Below are 15,455 nucleotides of genomic sequence, written 5' to 3' on the forward strand. Positions count from 1 at the left end.
GACTGACAGTCCGTCTTCGCGAGCAAGCCCGCTCCCACATTTTTTATTGCATTTCAATTCATGATCAGGCGATGTCGCGCAATTCCCGCCGCAGAATCTTGCCCACCGGCGTCATCGGCAACGACTCACGCAACACAATGTGCTTGGGCACTTTGTAGCCGGTGAAATTGGCCTTGCAGTAGGTCTTCAGCTCCTCAAGGCTCACGCCCTGGGCACGTGCCACCACGAACAGCTTCACTGCCTCCCCGGTGCGCTCGTCCGGCACGCCGATCACCGCGCAGTTGGCTACCGCCGGGTGCGCCATCACCACGTCCTCGATCTCGTTGGGGTACACATTGAAACCCGAAACGATGATCAGGTCTTTCTTGCGGTCGACGATGCTCACGAAGCCATCGCTGTCGATCAGGGCGATATCGCCGGTCTTGAGCCAACCCTCGGCGTCGAGGGTCTCGGCGGTGGCGACCGGCTGTTGCCAGTAGCCCTTCATCACCTGCGGGCCCTTGATGCACAACTCGCCCCGCTCGCCCAGGGGCAATTCGCGCCCTTCGTCATCGATCACCTTCATCGCTGTGCCCGGCACCGGAATCCCCACGGTGCCCAGCCGCGATTGGTTGCCATAGGGATTGGTGCTGGCCACCGGCGAGGTTTCGGTCAGGCCGTAACCCTCGCCGATGGAGCAACCGGTCAGGGCCTTCCAGCGCTCAGCCGTGGCTTTGACCAGCGCGGTGCCGCCGGAGTTGGTGATCTTCAGGTGAGAGAAGTCCAGGGTCTTGAAGTCCGGATGATCCATCAACGCGACAAACAAGGTGTTCAGCCCCAGCAGGCAGGAGAACCGCCATTTTTTCAGCTCCTTGATAAAGCCGCCGATGTCCCGCGGATTGGTGATCAGCACGTTGTGATTGCCGGTCACCATCATGCACATGCAGTTCGCCGTGAACGCATAGATGTGGTACAGCGGCAGCGGCGCGATCATCACCTCCTGCCCTTCCTTTATCAGCGGCTGGCCATCGTCGGAGACCTGGGACATGCATGCGCGCGCCTGCTGCATATTGGCCACCAGATTGCCGTGGGTGAGCATCGCGCCCTTGGCCAGGCCGGTGGTGCCGCCGGTGTATTGCAGCACGGCGATGTCATCGAGTGTCACGGGATGGCGGGTCACGCCCAGCCCCGCGCCCATGCGCAGGGCGCGTTTGAACGAGACCGCGCGCGGCAAGTGATAGGCCGGCACCATCTTCTTCACCTTGTCGACCACGGTGTTGACCAGCCAGCCTTTGGCGGCGGGCATGAAATCCCCCATTTTGGCTTCGATCAGGTAGTCGATCTCGGTGTCGGCGCACACTTCCTGCACCCGCGAGCCGAACAGGTTGAGGTAGACCAGCGCACGCACGCCGGCGTCCTTGAACTGATGGCGCATCTCGCGCGGGGTGTACAGCGGGTTGGTGTTGACCACAATCAACCCCGCACGCAGGGCGCCGAACACGGCAATCGGGTAATGCAGCACGTTGGGCATCTGCACGGCGATGCGCTCGCCGGGCTTGAGGTCGGTGTGGTTTTGCAGGTAACCGGCGAACGCCGCGCTCTGGCGCTCCAGCTCGGCATAAGTCAGGGTGATGCCCATGTTGCTGAATGCCGGACGGTCGGCAAAGGCCTTGCAGGAGCGCTCGAAGACTTCGATCACCGACTTGTAGGTGGTCAGGTCGATATCATTGGCAACGCCCGCCGCGCGTTTGTCATTCCAGAAATCAGGTTGCATTATTCTTGTCCTCTTACCTGAGTGTGTCCGGCCGCTTTTGCACTGCATGAAAAGCGGAGCTTTGGGGACGTTAGCAGCTATGGCCAAACAGGCAAATACGGGTAATCGTGTCATTGATTGTATGAATCTTGCCCCTGATGTGTAGGCAGATACCCCGGTCTCCCGCAGATGAGCTATACACTGCAACGACCCCGAGCAAAGGAAGCGCCATGAACCACAGCACCTTCTGGCTGACCGCGAATGACCACAGCCGCCTGTACGTCAATCAATGGCTGCCCGAAGGCGAGGCCAGGGCCGTGGTCATGTTGTCCCATGGCATGGCCGAACACAGCGGCCGCTACGCGCGCCTGGCCGACGCCTTGTGCGGGGTAGGATATGGCGTGTATGCCCTCGACCAGCGTGGTCATGGCCGTACCGCCGACACAGGCACCCTGGGCCTCTACGCCGAACAGGATGGCTGGAACAAAGTGGTGGGCGACCTCGCCAGCCTCAACCAGCATATCGGCCAGCAACAGCCGGGCGTGCCGATCATCCTGCTGGGCCACAGCATGGGCAGCTACATCGCCCAGGCCTATCTGTTGCACCACAGCGCCAGCCTGAACGGGGCGATTCTCAGCGGCTCGAATTTCCAACCGGTGGCGCTGTACCGTGCCGCGCGGTTGATCGCCCGGGCCGAACGCCTGCGTCAAGGCGTGCGGGGGCGCAGTGCGCTGATCGAGTTCCTGTCCTTCGGTTCGTTCAACAAGGCGTTCAAGCCCAATCGCACGGCGTTCGACTGGCTCAGCCGCGACCCAGTGGAGGTCGATCGCTATATCAATGACCCACTCTGCGGTTTCCGCTGCACCAACCAGCTGTGGATCGACCTGTTGGGCGGCTTGCAGCAGATCAGCAAAGCGTCCAATCTCGCGCAGATCGACCCTGGCCTGCCGATCCTGGTGATCGGCGGCGAATGTGATCCGGTCAGCGAGGGCAAACGTCTCAAAAGCCTGGCCCATGCCCTGCGTGACGCCGGCTGCCAGCACTTGCAATTGAATATTTACCCGCAGGCGCGTCACGAAGTGTTCAATGAAACCAATCGCGACGAAGTCACAGCGGATGTGCTGACGTGGCTGGAACACGCACTGAGGCTGCGCAGACCCGCCCGCTGCGAATAATTTTTCCAGTAAAATCAGATCATTACATTACCGATTAGCCACAGGATGCACCTTTAGATGACTCAGGTTACCAACACTCCGTACGAAGCCCTCGAAGTCGGCCAGACCGCCAGCTACAGCAAACTCGTCGAAGAACGCGACATCCAGCTGTTCGCCGCCATGTCGGGCGACCACAACCCGGTGCACTTGGATGCCGAATACGCCAAGGCGACCATGTTCAAGGAGCGTATCGCCCACGGTATGTTCAGCGGTGCGCTGATCAGCGCGGCGGTAGCCTGTGAGCTGCCTGGGCCGGGCACTATTTACATCGGCCAACAGATGAGCTTCCAGAAGCCGGTGAAGATCGGCGACACCCTGACCGTGCGCCTGGAAATCCTTGAGAAGCTGCCCAAATTCCGAGTGCGCATCGCCACGCGTGTCTTCAACCAGCGCGATGAGTTGGTGGTGGACGGTGAAGCCGAGATTCTGGCCCCGCGCAAGCAACAAGTGGTGGAACTGACCGAGTTGCCGCCGATCAGCATTGGCTAAAGTCCACGCAAAATAAATGTGGGAGCGGGCTTGCTCGCGAAAGCGGTGGATCAATCACCATAGCGCTGACTGACCGTCCGTCTTCGCGAGCAAGCCCGCTCCCACAGGGGTTACAACACAGGGCTTACGACTGAGCGCGGGCCTGGTTACGCAGGGCTTTCACTTGGTCGTGATTGCGTTGCGCGCCGTGGTACTGACGCTCGACCAGATCACGAATGCCCAGCAGATTGTGCTTGTTGATCTTCTCGATCGCTTCTTTGTAAGCCTTCAGCGCATGGTCTTCGCCACGCTCGGCTTCGTTCAGCACAGCCTCTTCGTCCTTGCCGGTAAGCATCGACTTGACGTCGACCCAGCCACGGTGCAGTGCACCGGCAACGCTGCCGGAATTTTCCGGGTCTCCGCCCAAGGCACGTACGGCGGTCTTCAGCTCGGCGGCGGCCGTAGCGCAGTCGGCGGAACGCTTGGCGAACAGAGCCTTGAGTTCTGGGTGCTTGATGTCCTCAGCGCACTCCTTGAAACCCTTTTGGCCGTCGATGCTGGTTTCGATCAGGTCGTTCAGTACGGAGATCGATTCTTTATTGATGTCAGTCATTTTTCAATTCCTTGTACGGGTTAGAAGGTTGTCTTAGTGGTTGCAGCGCCCGTGCCAGGTTTTAAATTAAAAAATTAACTATATATTTCAATTAGTTACGATAAATTGAACCATCTGTATGAACGTTATTTGCATGATCTGTCATTTGGCCTTCATGCAGAATGCCTGTATTTTCCAGGCTCCCGATACGAACACCCGAGCCTTCATGAATCCCGAAAAACTCGAGCTGCTGATCACCCGCGAGATGCCCTACGGCAAGTACAAGGGACGGATCCTCGCGGATCTGCCCGGCCCTTACCTGAATTGGTTTGCCCGTCAGGGGTTTCCCCACGGCGAGCTGGGCGGCCTGCTCGCGCTGATGCATGAAATCGACCACAACGGCCTCTCCGATCTGCTCGAACCGCTGCGCGTCAAACACGGTAAACCCGCCCCTCGCCATTAAGAGCGCCCCACCCATGCCACGGAATGCAGATAACGAACGTCACTGGCACGCGATCGCCCAGCGCTATGACCTGGAGCCCGGGCCGATCAATCTGGAAAACGGCTACTTCGGGCGCATGAGCCGTGCGGTCCAGGCGCAGTACCTGGAGCATCTGGCGTTTATCAACCGCAGCAACTCGGTGTACGTGCGCCAACGCTTCGAACAGGGCGAAAACGTCGAGCTCCGACGTCAGTTGGCCGCGTTGATCAACGCCGACCCCGAGTCCGTGGCGTTTACCCGCAACGCCACCGAAGCCCTGCAATCGCTGATCCGCAACTACAATCGCCTGCAACCGGGTGATCAAGTGCTGATCAGCGACCTGGAGTACGACACGGTCAAAGGCGCCATGCGTTGGTTGGCGGGCACGCGTGGTGTCGAGGTGATAGAACTGTCCCACACGCATCCGGCCAGTTTCGACAGCCTGGTGCAAACGTATCGCACTGCCTTCGAGCAGCACCCGCGTTTAAGGCTGATGGCGCTGACCCACGTCACCCATCGCACCGGCCTGGTGATGCCGGTGGCGGCCATTGCCCAAACCGCGCGGGAATATGCCATCGACGTGATTCTCGACGGCGCCCACGCCCTCGGCCAGCTCGACTTCAACCTCGCCGAGCTGGGCATTCAGTTCGCCGGCTTCAACCTGCACAAGTGGATCGGCTCGCCGCTGACCCTGGGTTTCCTGTACATCGCCCCGGAGCGCCTGGCCAATATCGACCCGGATATGGGCGAGTTTCACTACCCGGCGAGCGACGTGCGCGCACGCACGTCCTACAGCACACCGAATTTTCCGGCACTGATGACTTTGCCTCTGGTGCTTGAAGAGCATCGTGCATTGGGCGGCGCTGCGGCCAAAGGCGCACGGGTGAATTACCTGCGGGATCTGTGGGTGCGCCAGGTAAGGCCGTTGCCGGGCATTGAAGTTCTGACGCCGGATGATCCACGCCTGTATTGCGGGATTACGGCGTTCAAGTTCAGCGGGCGCGATCAACAGGTGATGGCCGAGCGCTTGCTCACGGACTACAACCTGTTCACCACCACCCGCGTCGGTGCGTCGTTTGGTACCTGTATTCGGGTGACACCTGGGTTGGTGACCTCGGCTGCGGACATCGATGTCTTGGTCAACGCCATCACCGAACTCAACACCCACTAAACCTGTGGGAGCTGGCTTGCCTGCGATAGCTGTGGGTCAGAAAATACAGGTGTGGCTGATGTACCGCTATCGCAGGCAAGCCAGCTCCCACCTTTGAACCTCGGCGTTCTTGGTTTTTCTGCGGGCAAAAAAATGCGGTACACCGACCAAGTGCACCGCAAAAATGCCGTCAAGCACAGCAACAACGATTCGATAAATCAGATCAATCCAGCAGCGCCAGCGCCTCGGCGGTGACTTCCTGGATACGGGCCCAGTCGCCGTTCTTGACCCACTCCGGGTCCAGCATCCAGCTACCACCCACGCACATCACGTTTTTCAACGCCATGTAGTTTTTGATGTTGGCCGGGCCCACGCCGCCGGTCGGGCAGAACTTCACCTCACCGAACGGGCCGCCCAGCGCCTTGATGGCCGCCACGCCGCCGCTGACTTCAGCGGGGAACAGCTTGAAGCGGCGATAACCCAATGCGTAGCCTTCCATGATGCCGGAGGCATTGCTGATGCCCGGCAGCAGCGGAATCGAGCTGGCGACCGAGGCTTCCAGCAAGTCGCGGGTGATGCCTGGGGTCACGATGAACTGCGAGCCGGCCACTTCTGCCGCTTCGAGCATGTGACGGTCGAGCACGGTGCCGGCACCGGTGCACAGCTCGGGGCGCTGCTCACGCAACACCTGAATGGCCTTGAGACCGAACTGGGAACGCAGGGTCACTTCCAACGCGGTCAAACCACCGGCTGCCAGGGCATCGGCCAGCGGCAGGATGTCCTGTTCGCGGGCGATGGTGATCACCGGCAGGATCCGCGCCTTGGCGCAGAGGCTGTCGATCAGGGCAACTTTGTCCGCCATGGACACGGTCGGTTGAGGGCTTTTCATAGCGGCTGATCCTTGGTTCATGGGCACCAGTAAATCTCTAATGTAGGTTGCAAAAACGCGCGAATCGGCATGGCAGCGACATCGTCACTGGCCAGCGCGGCGCTCAAGGTAGTCAATTTCGAACTGCCGGAAATCGACAGCACGGTGTAGCGAGCGGTGGCCAACAACGCGCGACTCATGGTCAGGCGTTGATGCGGTACCGTCGGCGCCAGCATCGGCCAGCAACGGCGGGTACCGTCGGCCTGCAGGGCTTCGTTCAGGTTCGGGCTGTCGGGAAACAGCGATGCGGTGTGGCCGTCATCGCCCATGCCCAGCACCAGCACATCGATGGCTGGCAGCTCGCCCAGCAGGCGGTCGGCCTGCAAGGCAGCGTCTTCAAGATTGGCCGCGGCGTTGTAGAGGCTCAGGAACTTTGCCTTGGCCGCCGGCCCTTTCAACAAATGCTGCTTCAATAAACCGGCGTTGCTGTCGGCGTGCTCCACCGGCACCCAGCGCTCGTCGGCCAGGGTGATGGTGACGTTGGACCAGTCCAGTTCCTGCTTGGCCAGGTTCTGGAAAAACGCCACCGGGCTGCGTCCACCGGACACCACCAGCGTCGCCTGGCCACGGGCGCCAAGGGCTGCGCGCAGTTGCGCGGCCACGTCATCGGCCAGCCCTTCGGCCAGCAGCACCGGCGTGCGGTACTCGTGGGCGCTCACGCCCTGGGGCAGTTTCAATTCAGATATCGCCATACCATGACCTCCCATCCCGCGTGATCAGTGCAATGGAGCTCATCGGCCCCCAGGACCCGGCCGCATACGGCTTGGGCGCATCACCGGATTTCTTCCATCCGGCGATCAACTGGTCACACCACTTCCACGCGGCTTCGATTTCATCTTTGCGCACGAACAGGTTCTGATTGCCGTGCATGACTTCCAGCAACAACCGCTCGTAGGCATCGGGAATCCGCGCGCTGCGATAGGTGTCGGAAAAATTCAGTTGCAGCGGGCCACTGCGCAGTTGCATGCCCTTGTCCAGGCCCTGCTCCTTGGTCATCACGCGCAAGGAAATGCCTTCGTCCGGTTGCAGGCGAATGATCAGTTTGTTGCTGATCTGCAGGCGCTGCTCAGGGGCGAAGATGTAGTGGGACGGTTCCTTGAAGTGGATGACGATCTGCGACAGCTTCTGCGGCATGCGCTTGCCGGTGCGCAGGTAGAACGGCACCCCGGCCCAACGCCAGTTGCGGATATCGGCCCGCAGGGCGACGAAGGTTTCGGTGTCGCTCTGGGTGTTGGAATTCTCTTCTTCCAGGTAACCCGGTACCGGCTTGCCGGCGCTGTAACCGGCGATGTACTGGCCGCGCACGACCTGAGTGGTCAGGCCTTCCGGACTGATCGGCGCCAGGGCCTTGAGCACCTTGACCTTCTCATCGCGAATGCTGTCGGCGGACAGGTCGGCCGGCGGGTCCATGGCAATCAGGCAAAGCAGCTGCAACAGGTGATTCTGGATCATGTCGCGCAGTTGGCCGGCCTTGTCGAAATAACCCCAGCGGCCTTCGATACCCACTTGCTCGGCCACGGTGATTTCCACGTGGGAGATGTAGTTCTGGTTCCACTGGGTTTCGAACAGGCTGTTGGCAAAACGCAGGGCAATCAGGTTCTGGACCGTTTCCTTGCCCAGGTAGTGGTCGATGCGGTAGGTGCGGTTTTCCGGGAAGAACTGCGCCACGGCGTCGTTGACCTTGCGCGAGGATTCCAGGTCCGAGCCGATGGGTTTCTCCAGCACCACGCGGGTGTTTTCCGCCAGGCCGACCTTGGACAGGTTCTCGCAGATCGCGCCATACACGGCTGCCGGCGTGGCGAAGTAGGCAATCAGGGTTTGTGCGGTACCGGCGATTTCCGCCAGGGCGACATAATCGTCGGCATTCTTGAAGTCGACGTGCACGTAGGTCAGACGGGCCAGGAAGCGCTGGGCGATGGCTTCGTCCAATTCCTTGCCGACGTATTTACGCAATTCTTTTTCGATGTGGGCCACGTGCTTCGGCGCATCACCGGCCTCACGGGCCAGGGCGAGAATGCGGGTGTCGTCGTGCAAGAGCCCGGCGCCATCGAGTTGATAGAGGGCAGGAAATAACTTGCGCAGCGCCAGATCACCCAAGGCGCCAAACAGGGCAAAGGTGCAGGGTTCTACGGTTATCGAAGGCATGATGTTTGTTCTTTTATCAAGTTAAGCTACAAATACCTTTTTTTAAGGCATCACTCAAGGAAAAATGTAGTAATAACCACAACATTTTCCCAAAATACGCATTCCGAGTGGTGGTGTTCAGCTACCCTCAGTAGGATAGGCCACCGCAAAGGGCCACTGGTCGATTGGCCGCCGCCCCCTAATTTGCATCGTCGCCCGAAGGAAAGATTGAATGGACCGCGTGCGAAATCTCCTGGAACAGATCCAGAGCCGCCTCGAAGAATTGAACAAGGCCGAGCGCAAAGTCGCAGAAGTCATCCTGCTCAACCCGCAGCAGGCCACCCGCTTCTCGATCGCCGCCCTCGCCCAGGCCGCCTCGGTCAGTGAACCGACGGTCAACCGCTTCTGCCGCTCGTTCGGCGTGAGCGGCTACCCTGAACTGAAATTGCAGTTGGCGCAAAGCCTGGCCAGTGGCGCGGCGTATGTCAGCCGCGCCGTGGAAGCCGATGATAACCCTGCGGCCTACACCCAGAAGATCTTTGGCAGCGCCATTGCTTCCCTGGACAGCGCCTGCCAGGCCCTGGACCCGACCTTGATCAGCAAGGCCGTCGACCTGCTGATCCAGGCCCGGCAAATCCACTTCTTCGGCCTGGGTGCGTCAGCCCCGGTGGCAATGGATGCGCTGCACAAATTCTTTCGTTTCAACCTGGCGGTAACCGCCCATGCCGACGTGCTGATGCAACGCATGATCGCCTCGGTGGCGCATACCGGTGAGTTGTTCGTGATCATTTCCTACACCGGGCGCACCCGTGAGTTGGTGGAAGTGGCGCGCATCGCACGCAGCAACGGCGCGTCCGTGCTGGGCGTGACCGCCGAGAACTCGCCGCTGGCCAAGGCCAGCACGGTGAGCCTGAACATCCCGCTGCCGGAAGACACCGATATCTACATGCCGATGACCTCGCGGATCATCCAGCTGACGGTACTGGACGTGCTGGCCACCGGCATGACCCTGCGCCGTGGCGTGGACTTCCAGCCGCACTTGCGCAAGATCAAGGAGAGCTTGAATGACAGCCGGTATCCGGTGGGGGATGAATTCAACTAGCAGCTGAAATCGCCATCGCAGGCAAGCCAGCTCCCACAGGGGAATGCATTCCAAATACGGGAGCTGGCTTGCCTGCGATAGCGCCAGCAGCTACACCGCTAAACCCCAGCCCTGGCCTGCAGACTCAAATGCGCCCTCTCCCCCGGCGCCAGGCTCGCCCCGGCCATCGCCGACTCCACGCACACAAACCCCGATGCCTCGTTGAAACTCACCCCCAGCAGTGGCCGGGCACCTGGATGCCACACCACCGTGTCAGCGCTGTCGCCAGTGTCGATGCACAATTCGCGCTGCCAGGCGTGATCCTTGAGGTGCAATTCGCCGTCGTGCTGGAACACCCGCTGGCATCCGCCTTCCACCCGTAACTCACCCTCCTGCTGGCAGATCTGGCGATTGAGCTGGTCATAGCCCTGCGCACCATCGAGCCCAGACAGCGCTATCTCGTCGACGTGACCAATACGCCAATAAGCATGCAGCGCATGGCTCAACTGGCACGGCAGCTCGTCCTGATGCTCAGTGCTCAGACGCAGTTCCAGGGTTTCGCCCAGGTGCGCGTGCAGGTCCACCTGCCAGTCGCACAACTGCAATTGCCAATGCAGGCGCACGCCCTCGTCGTCGGTGCTGCTGTCGAGCAGTTTCCAGTCGATCAAGCGCGCCCAACCATGGGACGGCCACGCGTTCTCGCTGGGGTGGCGGCCATACCACGGCCAACACACCGGCACGCCACCGCGAATGGCGCCGACTTGTGGCCATTTCGCGGCGCACCATAGCCAGGGCTTCTGCCCCGTCGGCTGAAAATGCAGCAATTGCGCGCCCTGGCGACTGAACACCGCCTGGCACAGCGGATGGTCGATCACCAACACGTCGCGCATCTGAAAACGTTCCCAGGCGAACACCGGCCGCTCGCGCAGGGATTTGAAAAAGCGTTGCAACGGATGCTCATGCATGTGCCACGGTCCTGAATGTCTTTTGTGGGAGCTGGCTTGCCTGCGGTGGTATCAACGCGGCTTGCCTTCCGTACCGAGTCACCTGGATCGCAGCGGTGCGGCGATCCGACAAGCCAGCTCCCACAGGGAGATGTGCTCCCCTTCCTCAAAAAAAAGCGGGTAGCCATGGCTACCCGCAAAATGCGCACAGAGAGAACGAGCTTATCGCAACAGCGTTAGAACGTAGTCTGAATTTTCAGGCCAGCGACCAATGCGTTGTCGACTTCTTTAACACCGCCCGGGTTTTTGATGTATTGCAGGTTCGGACGTACGGTCAGCCAGTTGGTAACGTGGACACCGTAGTTGAGTTCGACGTTGTACTCGGTGTTTCGCAGCGGTGCGAAACCCGCCTGGTCGTAGTCGGTGAAACCGCCGGCGGCGTTGAGCAGCTCGGAGTTCTTCTTCACGTCACTGTTGGCGTGAATACGGGAAACACCGATACCGATGTCATCCTTGGTACGCGCGTCGAATGGACCTTTGTACACGAGCATCAACGACTGGTAGTTGTCGACCAGGTTGGTGTCTTTGTCGTGGAAGGTCACGTTGGCCGCGATGTTCAGGCCGCGGGAAGCGTCGCCGTTGTGCGTGGTGAGTTGCTGTTGCAGAACACCCCAGTAGCCGGTCTTGCTGCTGCGAACACGGAAAGCTGCGCCTGTAGTGCCCGCGTCGTTACCGTTGACGTCTTCACGTACGTCGGTCGCGTCGGCCGTGCTCTTGTAGTAACCCACACGGTATTCGCCCGGCAGGCCATTGACCTTCGGCGACCAGACCAATTCCACCGGCAGTACGGTGCCCTTGGTGCCGCTGCCGCTGAGCTTGAAGCCGTTGCCGTGCTCCAGCTGCGAAGGGTTCTGGTTGTATGCACCGATCTGCGCATACAGCTCAGGCGTGATGTTGTACTTCACGCGGATGGCCGCCTGGCTGACAGGCCAGTTGTACCAGGTGTTCACGTAGTTACCCACTTGCGAGCCGCAGAACGACAGGTTCTGGAAGTCGCACGGGAAGGTGTTGAAGTCTTCGCCTTCGCCGAAGTAGCCGAGCTTCACGTCCAGCTTGTTGTCGAACATCTGGTGCTGGATCCAGAACTGGGTCAGACGCACCATGTGGCCACGACCATCCACCTCTTGCGACGAACTCAAGGTGCCGGCACGCGGGTCGCCAATACGGTCATTGGAGATGTTGTAACCATTCCGGTTGGTCAACTGGATCTTGGCCTGGGTGTTATCCCAGCCCCACAGTTTTTGCAGGTCCAGTGCTACGCCCAGACCGACCTGGTCAGCGTAACGGGCAGTCTTGTCATCGTTGAAGCCGCCATGCAGGTTGGCGCCCATTTCCCCGACGTAGTCAGCCTTGATGTCGATACCTTGCTCGATCAGCTTGGTACGCTCCCCGCCCCAATCACCGGTCATCCATTTGGAATCGGAGCTGAATGCATCGGCCGCCATCGCATTGGCGGACAATACAAGGGCTGCTGCTGCTGACAGTTGGCAGATCAGCCGGGTGTTGTTGTGTTGCTTTTTCATCCCTACATCCTCGTCTTTATTGTTATTAAACTGTTTTTATCTAACGCGGTTTACTTTTTTTTAACTAAAACAACAACTTATCTTACTTTTCCTGTGATAGTCGGCTTGCCCGCGATGCAGGCAACCCGGCCCTTCAGTTACAACGTGCCGATGCCATCGCGGGCAAGTCCGGCTCCCACAGGGGCAGGCTGTGACTGCGCGGTGCCCAGGCGCTCGCCGGTCTTGGCGTCGAACAGCAACACCTTGGCCGGATCGAATTGCAGGGTCAGGGTCTCGCCCACTTGCGGCGCCACGTCCGGCGCCAGGCGGCAGCAGACCTTGGTGTCATTCAGTTGCACGAACACCAGGGTGTCCGGGCCGGTCGGCTCGGTGACCTGGACTTCGGCACGGATGCTCGACGCCGGATTGCCCTCGCCCGCCGCCAACATGATCTGCTCCGGGCGCAGGCCCAGGATCACATCGCGGTCTTCAAGGCCGGCATCCGTCACGTTCAACGCCAGCTCGCAACGGGCCTGGCCGCTGTCGAGCGGGGCCACCAGGCGGCCGTCCTTGCGTTGCAGGCGCAGGGGCACGAAGTTCATCGGCGGCGAACCAATGAAGCTCGCCACGAACTGGTTGGCCGGATTGTTGTAGATCTCTTTCGGCGTACCGAACTGCTGAATGATGCCGTCCTTCATCACCGCAACCTTGTCGCCCAGGGTCATCGCTTCGATCTGGTCGTGGGTCACGTAGACCGTGGTGGTCTTGAGGCGCTGGTGCATCAGTTTCATTTCGGTGCGCATCTCGACGCGCAGCTTGGCGTCGAGGTTGGACAGCGGCTCGTCGAACAGATAGATCTTCGGACGACGCGCCAGGGCACGGCCCATGGCCACACGCTGCTGCTGGCCACCGGACAGTTGGCCCGGCTTGCGGTTGAGCAAGTGTTCGATCTGCAGCAGCTTGGCCACGCGCGCCACTTCGGCGTCGATGTCGGCCTGGCTCATCTTGCGAATCTTCAGGCCGAACTCGATGTTCTCGCGCACGCTCATGGTCGGGTACAGCGCGTAGGACTGGAACACCATGGCGATGTCACGGTCCTTGGGGCTCATGCCGCTGACGTCCTGGTCGCCGATCATGATGGCGCCGCCGGTGATGGTCTCCAGGCCCGCGATGCAGTTCATCAAGGTGGATTTACCGCAGCCCGAAGGCCCCACCAGGATCAGGAACTCACCGTCCTTGATCGACAGTTCGATGTTCTTCAGGGTGTCCGGCAGGCCGGCGCCGTAGGTCTTGTTTACGTTACGAAGTTCGAGCGTTGCCATGATTACCCCTTGACTGCGCCGGCCGTCAGCCCGCGCACGAAATACTTGCCTGCGACCACATAGACCAGCAGGGTCGGCAGCCCGGCGATCATCGCCGCCGCCATGTCCACGTTATATTCCTTGGCCCCGGTGCTGGTGTTGACCAGGTTGTTCAGCGCCACGGTGATGGGCTGGGAATCGCCGCTGGAGAACACCACGCCGAACAGGAAGTCGTTCCAGATCTGCGTGAACTGCCAGATCAGGCAGACCATGATGATCGGCGTCGACATCGGCAGAATGATCTGACGGAAGATTGTGAAGAACCCTGCACCGTCCAGGCGTGCGGCCTTGATCAGCGCATCCGGAATGCTCACGTAGTAGTTACGGAAGAACAGTGTGGTGAACGCCAGGCCGTAGACCACGTGCACAAACACCAGGCCGGTGGTGGTGCTCGCCAGGCCCATCTTGCCGAGGGTGAACGAGGCCGGCAGCAACACGGTCTGGAACGGCAGGAAGCAGCCGAACAACAGCAGGCCGAAGAACAGCTGCGAGCCTTTGAAGCGCCAGAACGACAGCACATAGCCGTTCAGCGCACCGATGGCGGTGGAGATCAGTACTGCCGGGACAGTGATCTTGATCGAGTTCCAGAAGTAACCATCCACGGTGGCCCAGGCCTTGACCCAGCCAATGGCGGTGACCGCCGTCGGCCAGCTCAGCAGGTTGCCGGTGCTGATGTCTTCCGGGGTCTTGAAGCTGGTGAGCAACATCACCACCAGCGGTACCAGGTACAGCAGCACTGCGAGGATCAGCACCGCATAGATCGCGATGCGACTCAGGCTGATGGCGGGTTTGGAGGCGAGACTAGTCATGACGCTTGGTCCTCAGCTCGGAATAGAGGTAAGGCACGATGATCGCGAGGATCGCACCCAGCATCAGGATTGCACTGGCCGAACCCATGCCCATCTGGCCACGGCTGAAGGTGAACGAGTACATGAACATCGCCGGCAGGTCGGACGAGTAGCCCGGGCCGCCTGCGGTCATCGCCGCCACCAGGTCGAAGCTCTTGATCGCGATGTGCGCCAGAATCATCACCGCACTGAAGAACACCGGACGCAGGCTCGGCAGCACCACGCTCCAGTAGATGCGCGGCATGCTTGCGCCGTCGATCTGGGCGGCACGCACGATCGATTGATCGACGCCGCGCAGGCCGGCGAGGAACATCGCCATGATGAAGCCGGAGGCTTGCCACACAGCGGCGATCACCAGGCAGTAGACCACGCGGTCCGGGTCGATCAGCCAGTCCAGACGGAAGCCTTCCCAGCCCCAGTCACGCAGGAGTTTGTCCAGGCCCATGCCCGGGTTGAGCAGCCATTTCCAGGCGGTACCGGTGACGATCATGGAGAGCGCCATCGGGTACAGGTAAATGGTGCGAATAAAGCCTTCACGACGGATTTTCTGGTCGAGGAAGATCGCCAGGGTCACGCCGATGACCAAGGTAATGCCGATGAACATCCCGCCAAAAACAGCCAGGTTCTTGCTCGCAACCCACCAGCGATCGTTGTCGAACAACCGCGCGTATTGCGCCAGGCCCGCCCATTTATAGGTTGGCAGAAACGTTGAATTGGTGAACGACAGCACGAACGTCCACAGGATGTAGCCGTAGAAGCCCACCAGAATGATGAACATGCTGGGCGCCAGCACCAGTTTGGGAAGCCAGCGCTGCAGTGCATCGAACGGCGAGGCCTTGCTGAACACAGCAACAGAACTCATGGGAAAATCCAGTACAGGGAAAAAGGACTACAGGGTGAGTCGCTAGTCGAGCGCGGTTTCTGTGGGAGCTGGCTTGCTTGCGATGGCATCACCTCGGTGTAACCGCTA

The 15,455-nt window shown here is 60.3% G+C and carries 15 protein-coding genes; 5 read left to right on the forward strand and 10 right to left on the reverse strand.

Going from position 1 to position 15,455, the window contains the following annotated elements:
• Positions 1-64: 64 nt before the first annotated feature.
• On the reverse strand, positions 65-1,753 hold the full coding sequence (gene fadD2, locus ACW9IN_RS28945; protein ID WP_457369062.1) for a long-chain-fatty-acid--CoA ligase FadD2: 1,689 nt from the start codon (positions 1,751-1,753) through the stop codon (positions 65-67).
• Between the two features lie 209 nt (positions 1,754-1,962).
• On the opposite strand from fadD2, the gene ACW9IN_RS28950 reads away from it, so the two are divergent.
• A complete protein-coding gene (locus ACW9IN_RS28950; protein WP_457369063.1) occupies positions 1,963-2,907 on the forward strand; it encodes an alpha/beta hydrolase in 945 nt (314 codons plus the stop codon).
• Between the two features lie 57 nt (positions 2,908-2,964).
• Entirely contained in the window at positions 2,965-3,435 is a 471-nt protein-coding gene (locus ACW9IN_RS28955; RefSeq protein ID WP_105695480.1) for a MaoC family dehydratase, read from the forward strand.
• Between the two features lie 124 nt (positions 3,436-3,559).
• Here the strand turns inward: ACW9IN_RS28955 and ACW9IN_RS28960 are convergent, their stop codons facing one another.
• On the reverse strand, positions 3,560-4,027 hold the full coding sequence (locus ACW9IN_RS28960) for a ferritin-like domain-containing protein (RefSeq protein ID WP_457369064.1): 468 nt from the start codon (positions 4,025-4,027) through the stop codon (positions 3,560-3,562).
• A 205-nt stretch (positions 4,028-4,232) separates the two neighbouring features.
• On the opposite strand from ACW9IN_RS28960, the gene ACW9IN_RS28965 reads away from it, so the two are divergent.
• Entirely contained in the window at positions 4,233-4,469 is a 237-nt protein-coding gene (locus tag ACW9IN_RS28965; protein WP_457369065.1) for a DUF3820 family protein, read from the forward strand.
• 13 nt (positions 4,470-4,482) lie between these two features.
• The gene (locus ACW9IN_RS28970) at positions 4,483-5,658 is read left to right on the forward strand and encodes an aminotransferase class V-fold PLP-dependent enzyme (RefSeq protein WP_457369066.1); all 1,176 of its coding nucleotides are present in this window, start codon (positions 4,483-4,485) and stop codon (positions 5,656-5,658) included.
• A gap of 202 nt (positions 5,659-5,860) precedes the next feature.
• On the opposite strand, the gene ACW9IN_RS28975 is transcribed toward ACW9IN_RS28970, so the two are convergent.
• Genes ACW9IN_RS28975 through zwf form a run of 3 tightly spaced genes read right to left on the reverse strand, consistent with a single transcriptional unit; the run spans position 5,861 to position 8,710 of the window.
• Positions 5,861-6,526, reverse strand: a complete 666-nt coding sequence (locus ACW9IN_RS28975; RefSeq protein WP_457369067.1) for a bifunctional 4-hydroxy-2-oxoglutarate aldolase/2-dehydro-3-deoxy-phosphogluconate aldolase — start codon at positions 6,524-6,526, stop codon at positions 5,861-5,863.
• Between the two features lie 17 nt (positions 6,527-6,543).
• Positions 6,544-7,257, reverse strand: a complete 714-nt coding sequence (gene pgl, locus ACW9IN_RS28980; protein WP_457369068.1) for a 6-phosphogluconolactonase — start codon at positions 7,255-7,257, stop codon at positions 6,544-6,546.
• Positions 7,244-8,710 (reverse strand): glucose-6-phosphate dehydrogenase, encoded by a 1,467-nt coding sequence (gene zwf / locus ACW9IN_RS28985; protein WP_457369069.1) that lies wholly within the window; start codon positions 8,708-8,710, stop codon positions 7,244-7,246. Before zwf ends, pgl begins: the two co-directional genes overlap by 14 nt.
• Positions 8,711-8,930: 220 nt before the next feature.
• Here zwf and ACW9IN_RS28990 point away from each other — a divergent pair, with 220 nt between their 5' ends.
• A complete protein-coding gene (locus tag ACW9IN_RS28990; RefSeq protein WP_457369075.1) occupies positions 8,931-9,791 on the forward strand; it encodes a MurR/RpiR family transcriptional regulator in 861 nt (286 codons plus the stop codon).
• A 98-nt stretch (positions 9,792-9,889) separates the two neighbouring features.
• On the opposite strand, the gene ACW9IN_RS28995 is transcribed toward ACW9IN_RS28990, so the two are convergent.
• The 5 genes from ACW9IN_RS28995 to ACW9IN_RS29015 all read right to left on the reverse strand — a co-directional run bounded on the left by ACW9IN_RS28995 (position 9,890) and on the right by ACW9IN_RS29015 (position 15,347).
• Positions 9,890-10,735, reverse strand: a complete 846-nt coding sequence (locus ACW9IN_RS28995) for a D-hexose-6-phosphate mutarotase (RefSeq protein ID WP_457369070.1) — start codon at positions 10,733-10,735, stop codon at positions 9,890-9,892.
• 215 nt (positions 10,736-10,950) lie between these two features.
• On the reverse strand, positions 10,951-12,297 hold the full coding sequence (locus tag ACW9IN_RS29000) for a carbohydrate porin (protein WP_457369071.1): 1,347 nt from the start codon (positions 12,295-12,297) through the stop codon (positions 10,951-10,953).
• Between the two features lie 137 nt (positions 12,298-12,434).
• The gene (locus ACW9IN_RS29005) at positions 12,435-13,598 is read right to left on the reverse strand and encodes an ABC transporter ATP-binding protein (RefSeq protein ID WP_457369072.1); all 1,164 of its coding nucleotides are present in this window, start codon (positions 13,596-13,598) and stop codon (positions 12,435-12,437) included.
• Between the two features lie 2 nt (positions 13,599-13,600).
• On the reverse strand, positions 13,601-14,446 hold the full coding sequence (locus ACW9IN_RS29010) for a carbohydrate ABC transporter permease (RefSeq protein WP_457369073.1): 846 nt from the start codon (positions 14,444-14,446) through the stop codon (positions 13,601-13,603).
• Entirely contained in the window at positions 14,439-15,347 is a 909-nt protein-coding gene (locus ACW9IN_RS29015) for a carbohydrate ABC transporter permease (RefSeq protein WP_457369074.1), read from the reverse strand. Before ACW9IN_RS29015 ends, ACW9IN_RS29010 begins: the two co-directional genes overlap by 8 nt.
• Positions 15,348-15,455 lie beyond the last annotated feature (108 nt).

Source organism: Pseudomonas sp. SDO5271_S396, assembly GCF_054071795.1.

What these genes read in the sequence shown, in the direction of transcription:
- fadD2 (WP_457369062.1), bottom strand. Translation starts at nt 1,753, where the DNA reads ATGCAACCTGATTTCTGGAATGACAAACGCGCGGCGGGCGTTGCCAAT.
- ACW9IN_RS28950 (WP_457369063.1), top strand. Translation starts at nt 1,963, where the DNA reads ATGAACCACAGCACCTTCTGGCTGACCGCGAATGACCACAGCCGCCTG.
- ACW9IN_RS28955 (WP_105695480.1), top strand. Translation starts at nt 2,965, where the DNA reads ATGACTCAGGTTACCAACACTCCGTACGAAGCCCTCGAAGTCGGCCAG.
- ACW9IN_RS28960 (WP_457369064.1), bottom strand. Translation starts at nt 4,027, where the DNA reads ATGACTGACATCAATAAAGAATCGATCTCCGTACTGAACGACCTGATC.
- ACW9IN_RS28965 (WP_457369065.1), top strand. Translation starts at nt 4,233, where the DNA reads ATGAATCCCGAAAAACTCGAGCTGCTGATCACCCGCGAGATGCCCTAC.
- ACW9IN_RS28970 (WP_457369066.1), top strand. Translation starts at nt 4,483, where the DNA reads ATGCCACGGAATGCAGATAACGAACGTCACTGGCACGCGATCGCCCAG.
- ACW9IN_RS28975 (WP_457369067.1), bottom strand. Translation starts at nt 6,526, where the DNA reads ATGAAAAGCCCTCAACCGACCGTGTCCATGGCGGACAAAGTTGCCCTG.
- pgl (WP_457369068.1), bottom strand. Translation starts at nt 7,257, where the DNA reads ATGGCGATATCTGAATTGAAACTGCCCCAGGGCGTGAGCGCCCACGAG.
- zwf (WP_457369069.1), bottom strand. Translation starts at nt 8,710, where the DNA reads ATGCCTTCGATAACCGTAGAACCCTGCACCTTTGCCCTGTTTGGCGCC.
- ACW9IN_RS28995 (WP_457369070.1), bottom strand. Translation starts at nt 10,735, where the DNA reads ATGCATGAGCATCCGTTGCAACGCTTTTTCAAATCCCTGCGCGAGCGG.
- ACW9IN_RS29000 (WP_457369071.1), bottom strand. Translation starts at nt 12,297, where the DNA reads ATGAAAAAGCAACACAACAACACCCGGCTGATCTGCCAACTGTCAGCA.
- ACW9IN_RS29005 (WP_457369072.1), bottom strand. Translation starts at nt 13,598, where the DNA reads ATGGCAACGCTCGAACTTCGTAACGTAAACAAGACCTACGGCGCCGGC.
- ACW9IN_RS29010 (WP_457369073.1), bottom strand. Translation starts at nt 14,446, where the DNA reads ATGACTAGTCTCGCCTCCAAACCCGCCATCAGCCTGAGTCGCATCGCG.
- ACW9IN_RS29015 (WP_457369074.1), bottom strand. Translation starts at nt 15,347, where the DNA reads ATGAGTTCTGTTGCTGTGTTCAGCAAGGCCTCGCCGTTCGATGCACTG.